The 12,866-nt window shown below is 59.6% G+C and carries 12 protein-coding genes; 5 read left to right on the forward strand and 7 right to left on the reverse strand.

Features of this window, described 5'->3' with window-relative positions:
• The first annotated feature begins 71 nt into the window (after positions 1–71).
• Both yhbY and BN1124_RS17895 read left to right on the forward strand, forming a co-directional pair.
• Positions 72–368: a ribosome assembly RNA-binding protein YhbY gene (gene yhbY, locus BN1124_RS17890; RefSeq protein WP_033131603.1), complete on the forward strand. Its 297-nt coding sequence runs from the start codon at positions 72–74 to the stop codon at positions 366–368.
• Between the two features lie 105 nt (positions 369–473).
• On the forward strand, positions 474–1,067 hold the full coding sequence (locus tag BN1124_RS17895) for a PilZ domain-containing protein (protein ID WP_042644128.1): 594 nt from the start codon (positions 474–476) through the stop codon (positions 1,065–1,067).
• A gap of 50 nt (positions 1,068–1,117) precedes the next feature.
• Here BN1124_RS17895 and greA read toward each other — a convergent pair whose 3' ends face one another.
• The 3 genes from greA to pomA form a co-directional block, all read right to left on the reverse strand.
• Positions 1,118–1,594: a transcription elongation factor GreA gene (gene greA / locus BN1124_RS17900; protein ID WP_042644130.1), complete on the reverse strand. Its 477-nt coding sequence runs from the start codon at positions 1,592–1,594 to the stop codon at positions 1,118–1,120.
• Between the two features lie 145 nt (positions 1,595–1,739).
• On the reverse strand, positions 1,740–2,627 hold the full coding sequence (locus BN1124_RS17905) for a flagellar motor protein MotB (RefSeq protein ID WP_042644132.1): 888 nt from the start codon (positions 2,625–2,627) through the stop codon (positions 1,740–1,742).
• An 8-nt stretch (positions 2,628–2,635) separates the two neighbouring features.
• Positions 2,636–3,394, reverse strand: a complete 759-nt coding sequence (pomA, locus tag BN1124_RS17910; RefSeq protein ID WP_042644135.1) for a flagellar motor protein PomA — start codon at positions 3,392–3,394, stop codon at positions 2,636–2,638.
• 234 nt (positions 3,395–3,628) lie between these two features.
• Here pomA and xseB point away from each other — a divergent pair, with 234 nt between their 5' ends.
• The 3 genes from xseB to dxs are packed head-to-tail and all read left to right on the forward strand — an operon-like array spanning position 3,629 to position 6,658.
• The gene (xseB, locus tag BN1124_RS17915; RefSeq protein ID WP_010675381.1) at positions 3,629–3,880 is read left to right on the forward strand and encodes an exodeoxyribonuclease VII small subunit; all 252 of its coding nucleotides are present in this window, start codon (positions 3,629–3,631) and stop codon (positions 3,878–3,880) included.
• Positions 3,881–4,771, forward strand: a complete 891-nt coding sequence (gene ispA / locus BN1124_RS17920) for a (2E,6E)-farnesyl diphosphate synthase (RefSeq protein ID WP_042644141.1) — start codon at positions 3,881–3,883, stop codon at positions 4,769–4,771.
• Between the two features lie 21 nt (positions 4,772–4,792).
• Entirely contained in the window at positions 4,793–6,658 is a 1,866-nt protein-coding gene (dxs, locus tag BN1124_RS17925) for a 1-deoxy-D-xylulose-5-phosphate synthase (protein ID WP_042644143.1), read from the forward strand.
• A 211-nt stretch (positions 6,659–6,869) separates the two neighbouring features.
• Here dxs and BN1124_RS17930 read toward each other — a convergent pair whose 3' ends face one another.
• The 4 genes from BN1124_RS17930 to BN1124_RS17945 form a co-directional block, all read right to left on the reverse strand.
• Entirely contained in the window at positions 6,870–7,811 is a 942-nt protein-coding gene (locus BN1124_RS17930; protein WP_042644145.1) for an ABC transporter permease, read from the reverse strand.
• 2 nt (positions 7,812–7,813) lie between these two features.
• A complete protein-coding gene (locus tag BN1124_RS17935) occupies positions 7,814–8,788 on the reverse strand; it encodes an ABC transporter permease (protein WP_042644147.1) in 975 nt (324 codons plus the stop codon).
• A 97-nt stretch (positions 8,789–8,885) separates the two neighbouring features.
• Complete coding sequence (locus BN1124_RS17940; protein WP_042644149.1) at positions 8,886–10,442, reverse strand: ABC transporter substrate-binding protein; 1,557 nt, start codon at positions 10,440–10,442, stop codon at positions 8,886–8,888.
• 70 nt (positions 10,443–10,512) lie between these two features.
• The gene (locus BN1124_RS17945) at positions 10,513–12,237 is read right to left on the reverse strand and encodes a dipeptide ABC transporter ATP-binding protein (RefSeq protein WP_042644150.1); all 1,725 of its coding nucleotides are present in this window, start codon (positions 12,235–12,237) and stop codon (positions 10,513–10,515) included.
• Positions 12,238–12,866: the final 629 nt, after the last annotated feature.

Genomic DNA, 12,866 nt, shown 5'->3' on the forward strand with positions numbered 1-12,866 from the left:
GGTTATTAGTATTAAGGGCTAAGTGGGGGTAGAATACGCCCCTTTCAACCCTGACTTATGAAGAAATTGCCATGATTCTCAACAATAAACAGAAACAGTACCTCAAGGGCCTCGCCCACAGCCTGAAGCCGGTTGTCCTGCTGGGACAGCACGGTCTGACTGAAGGTGTGCTGGCCGAGATCGATCTGGCGCTGAACCACCACGAGCTGATCAAGGTTAAGGTGTCGTCTGAAGATCGTGAGATGAAACAGCTGGTGATGGATGCCATCGTCCGTGAGACCGGCGCCATCAAGGTACAGAGCATGGGCCACGTGCTGACCATCTACCGTCAAGCCAGCGAACCCAAAATCCAATTACCGCGCAAGTAACAGGAAAGAGCATTCGCTCTTTCCTTCATTTCTCTTCTTCCCAAGTCGCTTGCCAAAATAGTCGCCAGGCCCTTAACCTGCGATGAATACTTGCGGACATCCACGATGGACAAGCATCACATTCTCACCGAAGAAGAGCTGGCCATGCTGCGGGACTTGGGCGGCGCCGAGGACATGGCTGCCGGCCAGTTCCTGCGCGGTTATCTGAATCACCCCCTGCTCAGCCTGCTGCAACGGGCCGATCCCCTGATACTCGAGGCCCGCATCGCCGGCCATCAGCTGCGCTTTCCGCTCTCTTGTACCGATGCGGCGGAAGGCCAGGTCGAGCTGCGTATCGCCGCCCCCACCATCACCGAACTCGGCTATCCTCATCTGCGCGCCTGGCGACTCGATGAAAAAGCCAGCCTGCAGGCGGCCGATGCCGACTATGAGGTACACAGCCTGTCGCTAGGTGGCCTCATCGTTGAAGGCCTGCCATCGGCCCTGGCCAAGGGCGATCCGCTGAGCGGAACCCTGTGCATCGAGGGGCTGCCGCCCTTGCCGCTGACCGGCACCCTGATCAGGCGTATCCGCTCACGCCAGCACCGCCACGACTGGGCCCTGCAGTTTCAGCTGGAGACAACCGAGCGGGAACAATTTCGTGACTGGCTGTTCCAGCGCCATCAAGAGGCCTTCATCAAGGCCTATCAAGCGGACTAAATGCAACAGGGGAGCCGGGCTCCCCTGTCTTCTCTGTCAGTCCCGCTCCATCAGAGATAGGCGACTTCCAGGATTTCGTACTCCACATCGCCGCCTGGCGTCTTGACGATGGCCACATCGTCCACTTCCTTGCCGATCAGGGCGCGGGCGATGGGCGAGTTCACGGAGATCATGTTTTGTTTGATGTCCGCCTCGTCGTCACCCACGATGCGGTACACCACTTCTTCTTCCGTCTCGGTTTTCAGCAGGGTCACGGTGGCACCGAAAATGACTCGGCCATTGTTGGTGATCTTGGTGATGTCGATCACCTGGGCATTGGAGAGTTTGCCCTCAATTTCCTGGATGCGGCCTTCACAAAAGCCCTGCTGCTCGCGAGCGGCATGATATTCGGCGTTTTCTTTCAGATCACCATGTTCACGGGCATCAGCAATCGCTTCGATAATCTGGGGACGCAGCTCGCTCTTCAGATAGTCGAGCTCTTGGCGCAGCTTTTCGGCGCCGCGAACAGTCATCGGAGTATGATTCATAGTCGAAACCTGGGTTGCTTTATAAAGAGAAGCTGCGGCAATCGGGAAGAGCCGCAGCTATCGGTTCGGATGGCGCATCTTAATATGAAGCCGCCACAAAATCCATGTCAGCCCCTGCGAGCGGGATCGCGCTTCCTGCCGAAAGCTACCGCTGATCAAACACGCCGATCGGGGCCGAGACCGTCGGTTTGCCCTGCATGATGGCGATCTCAACCCGTCGATTCATGCGTCGATTTTCCGGGCTGTTGTTCGGCGCGAGGGGCAGAGAATCCGCCATGCCCTGCACCACCAGCCGGCTACCGTCGAAGCCGGGCACCTTGATCATCTGGTGAGCCACCGCCACCGCCCGCTGGGATGACAGCTCCCAGTTGGACTGGAACAGCTCGTCTTCGGGCGCCCCATCGTCGGTGTGACCGGAGACGGTGATCTCCCCCGGCACGTCCTTGAGCAGGGTCGCCACCTTGCGGATCACCGGCCAGAACTGAGGCTGCAGGAAGGCTGAACCAGATGGAAACGCTGCTTTTTCTCGAATGCGAATGATGATCTGCTGCCCCAGCGCCTCTATCTCTATGGTCCCGTCCTGGATCTGGGCTCGCATCTGCTCGGCCAACGCCTTGGCCAGGGCGCTGGGCTGCGCCTGCTGGACGGGCTGCACACTCTCGCCGCCGCTCAGCTTGCCGTCCGGCCGCTCTTTTCCACCGACCTGATCCGCCTCACCGGACTGGAAATCCAGCTCGGTCTCGGTCAGCGCGACGGTCTGCTGCATGATGGCGTCGATGGGCGTCGGCTCGGGCCGGCCCGGTCTGAACTCCTGGGCGATGACAGAGGTGCCTTTGGGAATGTCCTTGACCTCCAGGATGTGTTGCACCCCGAACGCCTTCTCCATGGAGCCGGCGATCTGCTTGAACTTCTGCACATCCATCTCGGCGAAGGAGAGCAGAAGCACGAAGAAGCACATCAACAGCGACATCAGATCGGCGAAGGTACCCATGTAACCGGGCAGGCCGGGAGGCGGACACTTGCACTTTGACATGAGGCCCCCTATGCGAGTCCGTTGTTACGCTTGGACTGATGCAGATAGTTCTGCAGCATGGCCTGGATCACCCGGGGATTCTGCCCATCCTGGATGCCCATGATGGCGTCCAGCACCAGGGTACGGCTCAACCGCTCTTCGCCGCTGCGCAGCTCCAGCTTGTCGGCGATGGGGATGGCAATCATGTTGGCCTGGATGGCGCCATAGAGGGTGGTCAGCAGGGCCACCGCCATGGCCGGACCGATGGATTTGGGATCGCTCATGTTGGCCAGCATGGCCACCAGCCCCACCAGGGTGCCTATCATGCCCATGGCGGGACCGAGATCGCCGAGGGCGCGAAACACCTTGATGGCGATGACATGGCGCTCGGCGGTGAGTTCGATGTCTTTCTCCAGCACGGCCCGCACCACGTCCCCCTCATGGCCGTCCACCAGCATGTCGATCCCCTTCTTCATGAAGGGGTTGGGGATCTCCGCCGCCTCGAGGGCCAGAAAGCCTCCCTTGCGCGACGCATCCGCCAGCTCGACCGCCTTGGCGATCAGATCGTCTAGCTTGTCGCCCTTGTACATGAAGGCCTTGCCCGCCACCTTGAATGCCATCAGAAACTGGCTGAGATTGAACTTCATCATGGCGATGAAAAGCGACCCCAGGATGGTGATATAGACCGAGGGCATATCGACATACATGCTGACAGGGCCCCCCAACGACATGCCGTACACCACGACCCCAAATCCCACCACTATGCCTATCAGACTGCCTAAATCCACAACCCTGCTCCTGTCACCGAACTCGTCATTTATTTATACTTTGTTGAATTTTCTGCTATTGCCCCCCTGGCGGCAAGCTTGGCCTGCCTCAATCGCCACCAAATCAACGTTGGAGAATGGCCGCAGTGTATCGACCGGGGCCCCGATAGTTTGAGGCGGGTGCACTTTTCTGCCTCCCCCCTGTGGCCGGTCGATGTTAAGATGAGCCGTTTTTTTCAATCCCCGAGGATGGACATGGCCAGTAAAAAGATCGACCGTCTGAGTTTTGATGCCACTTTGGAAGAGCTGGAAACCATAGTGCATCAGCTCGAACAGGGCTCACTCCCCCTCGAGGAGGCACTCAAACAGTTCGAACAAGGCATCCACCTGGTGCGCGCCGGCCAGCAGAAGCTGGAGCAGGCCGAGCAGAAGATCCAGATCCTGTTGACCCAGGCCGATGGCAGCGAACAAGCGGTTCCCTTTCGGGCAGAACAAGGAGAGGAGTGAGTGACGCTGGACGATTTTTCCCGCCTGCACCGGCGCCGTATCGACGACTGCCTCTCGGCACAGCTTGAGACCTTGCCCGCCCTGGCCCCTCGCCTGCGGGACGCCATGAGCTATGGTTTGCTGCTCGGTGGCAAGCGGGTACGCCCCTTCCTGGTCTACGCCGTTGGCGAGATGCTGGGGGTGCAAAGTGAATACCTCGACGGACCGGCTGCCGCGGTGGAGTGCATTCACGCCTACTCCTTGCTGCACGACGATCTGCCCGCCATGGACAACGACGATCTGCGTCGCGGTCAGCCGACCGTGCACAAGGCGTTCGATGAGGGCACCGCCATCCTGGCGGGGGATGCCCTGCAGACCCTGGCATTTTCGATCCTGGCCGACCATCCCCTCCCCCAGGAACTGATGGCCAACCGGGTCAAGATGCTGAGCACCCTGGCCCTCGCCTCCGGCTACCTCGGCATGTGCGGCGGCCAGGCGCTGGATCTGGAGGCCGAGAGCCGCCAAATCAGCCTCGCCGAGCTGGAGCAAGTGCATCGCCACAAGACCGGGGCGCTTATCGAGTGCGCCGTCACCTTGGGGGCCCTGTGCAAGGCGGATGTGGAGGCCGACACCCTGGCCGCCCTGCAAACCTATGCCGCCGCCATCGGGCTCGCCTTCCAGGTGCAGGATGACATCCTCGACATCACCGGCGACACCGCGACCCTCGGCAAGCCCCAGGGATCGGATCTGGCACAGCAAAAGAGTACCTATCCGGCCCTGCTCGGACTCGACAATGCCCGTGAGCTGGCTCGCGAACTGCATGACAAGGCCTTAACAGCCCTGCAATCCTTGCCCTACAATACCGACATTCTGGAAGCGTTTGCCGATTACATCATCGAGCGAACCCACTAAACGCTGGATAACAGTAACAATATGAGCGTTGATATAACCGATTTCCCCAACCTGGCCCTCGCGGACACGCCGGTCGAGTTGCGATCCCTGCCCAAAGAGCGGCTGCCCGTGCTGTGCAACGAGTTGCGCGAGTACCTGCTGCGCTCGGTGAGCCGCTCCAGCGGCCACTTCGCCTCGGGCCTTGGCACCGTCGAGCTGACGGTCGCCCTGCACTACGTCTACAACACCCCCTTCGATCGGCTGGTGTGGGACGTGGGCCATCAGGCCTATCCCCACAAGATCCTGACCGGTCGGCGCGAGCGCATTCACACCATCCGCCAGAAAGACGGTCTGCACCCCTTCCCCTGGCGCGACGAGAGTGAATATGACGTGCTGTCCGTCGGTCACTCCAGCACCTCCATCGGCGCTGCGCTCGGCATGGCCGTCGCCGCCGAGAGCGAAGGGTTGGGCCGCAAGGTGGTGGCCGTCATCGGCGATGGTGCCATCACCGCGGGCATGGCATTCGAGGCCCTCAACCACGCCGGCGATGTCCACAAGGACATGTTGGTGGTGCTCAATGACAACGAGATGTCCATCTCCGAGAACGTCGGGGCGCTGAACAATCACCTGGCCCGGCTGATGTCCGGCAAGCTCTACACCACCATCCGTGAAGGCGGCAAGAAGGTGCTGGCGGGTCTGCCCCCGGTCAAGGAGCTGGCCAAGCGGGCGGAGGAGCACCTCAAGGGCATGGTGGTGCCCGGCACCCTGTTCGAGGAGTTCGGCTTCAACTACATAGGCCCCATCGACGGCCACGATATCCATGCTCTGGTCGAGACCCTGCGCAACATGCGCAACCTCAAGGGGCCTCAGCTGCTGCACATCAAGACCAAGAAGGGCAAGGGCTACGAGCCGGCCGAGAAGGATCCCATCGGTTATCACGCCGTGCCCAAGTTCAACCCGGACGACTGCATCCTGCCCAAGAGCGCCGGCGGCAAGCCAACCTTCTCCGCCATCTTCGGTCAGTGGCTGTGCGACATGGCCGCCAAGGATGAACGACTGGTCGGCATCACCCCCGCCATGCGGGAGGGCTCTGGTCTCGTCAAGTTCAGTCAGCAATACCCGGATCGCTACTTCGACGTGGCCATCGCCGAGCAGCACGCGGTCACCTTCGCCGCAGGCCTCGCCATCGCCGACAAGAAGCCCGTGGTCGCCATCTATTCGAGCTTCCTGCAGCGGGCCTATGACCAGCTGATCCACGACGTGGCGCTGCAAGGGCTGCCGGTGCTGTTTGCCATCGACCGTGCCGGGCTGGTGGGGGCAGACGGCCCCACCCATCAGGGGGCATTCGACATCAGCTTCCTGCGCACCGTGCCGAACATGGTGGTGATGACCCCGTCCGATGAGAACGAGTGTCGCCAGATGCTCTACACCGGCTACCAGCACACCGGACCCGCGGCGGTGCGCTATCCCCGCGGCAGCGGCTGCGGCACCGAGATATCAAGCGAGATGACAGCACTGGCGCTCGGCAAGGGACGCATAGTGCGTGAGGGCAAGGGTACCGCCATACTGGCGTTCGGCACCCTGCTGCATCAAGCCAAGGTTGCCGCCGAGGCGCTGGACGCCACCCTGGTGGACATGCGTTTCGTCAAACCCATGGACGAGGCGCTGGTGCTCTCATTGACCGCCACCCACGATCAGTTCGTCACCCTCGAGGACAACGCCATCATGGGCGGTGCGGGTTCTGCGGTGAACGAGCTGCTGATGCGCGCTAGGCAGTGCAAGCCAGTGCTGAACCTGGGGCTGCCCGATCGCTTCATCGAGCAGGGCACCCAGGATGAGATCTACGCCGTGCTGGGACTCGATGGCGCGGGTATCCTCGCCAGCATCCAGGCTTGGCAACAAACCTGACGCAATGTCTGCGAGAAATGAAGAAGGGCGCCTTATGGCGCCCTTCTTGTTATTCACTGTACCAAGCCAAACCTGTTCACGAACTGTCGCGAGAAGGCCGTCAACAAGGTGAAGAGCAGCGCAGGAACCGGAGCGTATAAACATACGTGAGGATTCCGAGCAGCACATGAGCCTTGATCACGGCCTCGCAGCAAGTTAGTGGATAGGTTTATCAGCCTTTGTAGATCTTGGGGTTAAACACATCCTGCAGCCAGTCGCCCAGCAGGTTGATGACCAGCACCAGCACCACCAGACAGATGCCGGGGAACGCGGTGATCCACCAGGAGCCGGAGAAGATGTAGTTGAAGCCCACGCTGATGAGGGAGCCGAGTGACGGCTGATCCACCGGCATTCCGAGCCCCAGGAAGGAGAGCGCGGCCTCACTCATGATGGCGTTCGCCACCTGCACCGTGGAGATGACCAGGATGGGCGACAGGCAGTTCGGCAAGATGTGGCGGAACATGATGCGCGGGGCACGGAAGCCCATCACCTGCGCCGCTTCCACATACTCCTTCTTCTTTTCCGCCAGCACGGAGGCGCGCACGGTACGGGCATACTGCGGCCACTCGGCGATGCCGATGATCACCACCAGCATCACGATGGCGAACTCGGAGTAGAGCTCGGAACCAAAGCTCGCCTGGAAGATGGCGGAGATGATGATCGCCACCATCATGGTGGAGAACGACAGCTGCACGTCGGCAAAGCGCATCAGCAGGTTGTCGATGCGACCACCGAAGTAACCGGCAATCAGCCCGATGACGATGCCGAGGAACAGCTGCAGCGCCACCGCAAACAGCCCTATGGTCAGGGAGATACGGGCGCCATACAGGATGGTGCTCCAGATGTCGCGACCCTGGTTGTCGGTACCGAGCCAGAAGCGAGCCTCGCCCCCTTCCAGCCAGGAGGGTGGCAGCTCGGCATCCATCAGATCGAAGCTGGTCAGGTCGTAGACGTTGTGCGGCGCCAGCCAGGGTGCCAGCAGCGCGGCCAGCACGAACACCACGAATACGATGAAGCTGAACATGGCTACCTTGTCCCGCAGGAAGTAGTAGACGATGTCAGAGTTTTTAAAGCGCGCCCAGCGGCTCGGGCTTGCAGTCACAGCGTTAGTCATGCTTACCCCTTGGCAGTCAGGTTAACGGTCGGGTTGATGAGCCCGTAGAGCAGGTCGACCAGGGTATTGGTCACCACGAAGATCAGGCCGACGAAGATGACGTAGGCGGTGATCAGCGGCGTATCGACCCGGTGAATCGCCTCGAGGAACAGGAAACCCGTCCCCGGCCACTGGAACACGCTCTCGGTCAGTATGGTGTAGGCCACCATGGTGCCGATCTGCACGCCGCCGACGGTGATGACCGGCAGCATGGTGTTCTTGAGCGCGTGGCTGTAATAGACCTTGTTGTTGTCCAGTCCCTTGGCGCGGGCAAACTTGACGTACTCGGCGCCGAGTTGCTCCAGCATCTCGGAGCGCACCAGCCGGATGAACAGCGGCAGCATGATGGAGGAGAGCGATACCGCGGGCAGGATCAGGTGTTTGATCCCATCCCAGGTGAAGAAGCCCGACTCCCAGCCCAGCAGGTTATAGGTCTCGCCACGGCCATAGGCCGGCAGCCAGCCCAGCTGGATGGAAAACAGATACATCAGCATGATGGCAGTCAAGAACACCGGGATCGAGATGCCGATGCTGCTCACCGCCATGATGAACTTGGTCAGTATGCTGCGCGGTCTGATCGCCGAGTACACCCCCAGCGGAATGGAGACGACGACGATGATGACTGCGGCAGCAAACACCAGTTCAAGGGTAGCCACCAGCTTGTCGAGGATCACCTCGAGAGCGGGTCGCTTGAAGAAGTAGGAGGTGCCCAGATCCCCGTGTACCGCGTTCTGCAAGAAGCGGCTGTATTTCACCAAGAAGGGATCGTTGAGGCCCATCTTTTCGCGTAATTCATGGCGCACAGACTCGGAGACGGATTGTCCCACCAGCTCGCGCAGCGGATCCCCCAGGTTGTCCTGGATGGAGAAGGCGACCAGGCTGATGACGAACATCACTATCACGGCCTGATAGAACCGTTTCAGCAGGAATGTAAACATGCTTGTCCTTCTACGTGGCCTGTGTCTTGGCACAGGCTTCTGTTAATGGTGGGGGCAGCCATGGCTACCCCCACCGGGTCCTTCCTTAACGCTTCTCTTACTTGTTGACCACCAGGTCACCCAGGTAAGGGAAGTTCATCACGTTGACGATCGGCTTGATGTCGACATTCTTCTTGGCGCCATAGGCCAGATCTTCCCAATGCAACGGCACATAGGCAGCGTCGTCGATCAGCATGGCTTCCACCTTCTGCAGGATGGCGGCACGCTTGGCAGGATCGGTCTCGGTGTTCGCTTCCATCACCATCTTGTCAGCCTCTGCGTTGGCATAACCGCCGCAGTTGTACTGGCCCATGCCGGTCTTGGCATCCTTGGTGAAGGTCAGGAACTCGAAGAAGTTCGCACTGTCTTCGGTGTCGGAGTGCCAGCCGATCAGCTGCATGTCAGCGGCGCACTTGTCAAACTCGGGCCAGTACTGGGCCACCGGCATGGTCTTCAGATCGACCTTGATGTTGATCTTGGACAGCATGGCGGAGACAGCCTGGGCGATCTTGACGTCGTTGACGTAGCGGGCAGCCGGGGAGATGAAGCTCATCTTGAAGCCCTTCTCGTAACCGGCTTCCTTCATCAGCTCCTTGGCCTTGGCCAGATCATACTGGGGCTTGAGCGCCTCGTTGTGACCGGCATAGCCTTTCGGGCTCAGCTGGCCGGCCGGGGTGCCGAAGCCTTTGTTGATCTTGTCGACGATACCAACTTCGTTGATGGCCAGGTTGATCGCCTGACGCACGCGCTTGTCTTTCAGCGCCGGGTTGGTGTTCTGGTTCAGCTCGATGATGATGGCGCGGGTACCGGACAGGGTCACCAGCTGGGAATCCTTGCCATTCTTCACGCGCTCCAGATCGTTCGGGGCAACCGGGTAGATCATGTCCACGTCACCACCCAACAGGGCCGCCACGCGGGTCGCATCTTCCTTGATCGGCACCACGGTCAGGTTCTGAACGTTGCCCTTGGAAGCCTTGTCCCAGTAGTTCGCGTTGCGGGTGTACTCAAGCTTCACGCCCTGCTCGCGGAACTTGACGCTGAACGGACCGGTACCTGAGACGTGGGTGGAGGCATAGGAGTCGCCGTTCTTGACGATCTCGGCCTTGTCTTTGCCGGCTTCATCCTTGCCGGTATAGAACTTGGAGTCCATCGGGAAGATGTAGGTGACGGTCTGCAGTACCAGCGGGAACGGCTTGGCGGTGATCAGATCGACGGTCAGGTCATCAACCTTCTTGGCTTCGGCGATGGGGTCGAAGATCGCCTTGAAGTCCGGGGAGGCCTTCAGACGGTTGACGGTCCATACCACGTCGTCGGCGGTGAAGTCGTTACCGGAGTGGAACTTGACGCCCTTGCGCAGGTGGAAACGCACGGTCTTGTCGTCGATACGTTCATACTTCTCGGCCAGGCGCGGCTCGAACTGCAGATCCTGGGTGTAACGCATCAGCGGATCGAACACCAGGTGAGACATCTCCAGGGTCTGACCGGAGAGCTGCTCCTGCGGATCCAGCGAGGTGGCGTCGGAGGCGACGGCCACCTTGATGTCGGCGGCAGAGACGTTAAATGCGAAACCAGCGGCGAACAGCGCCATGGCAATCTTGGATAATCCTTTCTTCATGTCTTTCTCCATGCTTTTGGCTTTTTATTGACACTTTTTGTGACAAGCGGACCGGCGAGCCGGCTCTTTCCTAGCTTGCGATTTCCAGCCCCTCGCGGGACATTCCCTTAAACTCCGGCATGAGGGAGATCAGCTTGCGACTGTACTCATGTTCGGCATTGGTAAAGAGTTTCTCGGTCTCGGCCACTTCCACCAGATGACCGTGCTGCATCACCCCGATGCGATCGCACATCTGACGAATGACCGGCAGGTCGTGGCTGATGAACAGCATGGTGAGCCCAAGCTCCTGCTGCAAATCCTTGAGCAGATTGAGGATCTGGGCCTGTACCGACACATCCAGCGCCGAGGTCGGCTCGTCGCAGATGAGGAAACGCGGCCGGGTCGCCAGGGCGCGGGCGATGGAGATGCGCTGACGCTGACCACCGGAGAACTCGTGGGGGTACTTGACCCCGGCACCGCGGCCGAGGCCGACGTGATCGAGCAAGTCGCTCACTATCCCCTGGATCTGGCTCTCGCTGCTGGCGAGTTTATGGAAGCGAATGGGCTCGGCGATGATGTCACGCACCTTCATGCGCGGGTTCATCGAGGAGTAGGGATTCTGGAACACCATCTGCATCTGACGGCGCAGCGGGCGGCGCTCATGCTCCCCTTTCAACGCGGTCAGATCGATCCCCTCGAACACGATTTTGCCGGTATCGGGCGGATAGAGGCCGGTGATGGCGCGGGCTATGGTGGATTTGCCGGAACCCGACTCCCCCACCAGACCGAAGGTCTCACCCTCGAAGATCTCGAAGCTGATGTTGTTGCAGGCACGCACGTACTGGCGGCGGCTCGGGAACAGGGAGTTCTTGGTGACGAACTTCAGGTCCACGTTCTCCACCCGCAGCAGCGCCCCTTCATAGCTGCGCTGATCCTGACTCTGGCCGAGCCAGTGGGTCTTGAGATCGATGCTGGTGTCCGGTGCGCTCGCGTCTTCGATATAAGAGACCAGCGGGAAACGCACCAGCTTGACGTCCGAGCGGGGTACCGCCGAGATGAGGCTGCGGGTGTAGGGGTGACTGGGGCGACCCAACACCTGTTCCGTGGTACCGAACTCCACCAGATCCCCGCGATACATCACCGCCACCTTGTCGGTGACGTTGGAGACCACGCCCATGTCGTGAGTGACCAGCATGCAACCCACCTGACGCTCCTTGCACAGGTTGCGGATGAGTTGCAGGATCTGGTCCTGGATGGAAACGTCCAGCGCCGTGGTCGGCTCATCGGCGATGATGAGCTCGGGATCCCCGGACAGGGCGATGGCGATGACCACCCGTTGGCGCATGCCGCCGGAGAATTGATAGGGATACTGCTTGATGCGCAATTCCGGTTGCGGAATGCCGACCGCGCTCATCAGCTCGAGCGCCTTGGCGAAGGCGGCCTCGCGATTGAGGTCGGTATTGGCCAGGATGGTCTCCACCAGCTGCCGTTCAACGGTGAACAGCGGGTTCAGGGAGGTCATGGGATCCTGGAAGATGAAGCCGATACGGGAGCCGCGGATGGCCCGCATCTCGTTCTGGCTCTTGCCGGAGATCAGCTCACCATTGAGGTAGATGTCGCCACGGGCGATGCGACCGGGCGGGCTCAACAGATCGATGACGGCATTGCCGATGGTGGATTTGCCGGCACCTGATTCGCCGACCACCCCGACGATCTCCCCCTTTTCAACAGAAAAAGAGAGATCCTTCACCGCGGCCAGCACCCCATAGCGGGAGGGGTACTCGATCCGCAAGTTTTTCACTTCGAGCAAGGACATGGTTACCTCTGCGGGGGACATCCGTCCCAAATAATTCGTCCGTAAATCAGCCGCAGATGCTGGGTGTGCCTTGAGTCGTTGATATTGAGTGTTTAGCGAGTAAGAAACGCTCAATCCATGAGGCAGCGAAACCAGCAATCCGGGCGGGTTTTTTGCATTTTTTTGGAATAACCCGCGAGTAAGTTAGTCGGTTTGCCCGCGGGTGTAAATGATCCAGTTATACAATTTCGCAATGTTTTGCGCAGATAACGCACACTTCAATGGCGTAAAATGTCGACTAAAATCACATTAGCAGATGTTGTGACGGCAACGCGAGTGGTTACCACATTTAAATTTCAACAATAGCTTAACAAGCAATCAGATCAACTATTCCATTTCGCCTGTCGAGCTTCGAATGAGTAGTGAATATTTATGTAAAATGATTTTTTAACGGCAGCATATCTGGATGAAGGAAAAATAAGCAGAGGTAAATAGGGAAAAATCAGAATGATCCGCCAGTGACGGGGGCGGCCATGGGGGGGAGTCAGGGGTAAAATTGCATACAAAACAGTGCAGGTCCGCCAAAAGGTCGGACCTGCACTCCATCCGAGGGAATTATTTTATCCCGCCGGCCAGTCGCTGCATGCAGG

The sequence above is a fragment of the Aeromonas eucrenophila genome, assembly GCF_000819865.1.
In the GTDB taxonomy this organism is placed as follows: domain Bacteria; phylum Pseudomonadota; class Gammaproteobacteria; order Enterobacterales; family Aeromonadaceae; genus Aeromonas; species Aeromonas eucrenophila.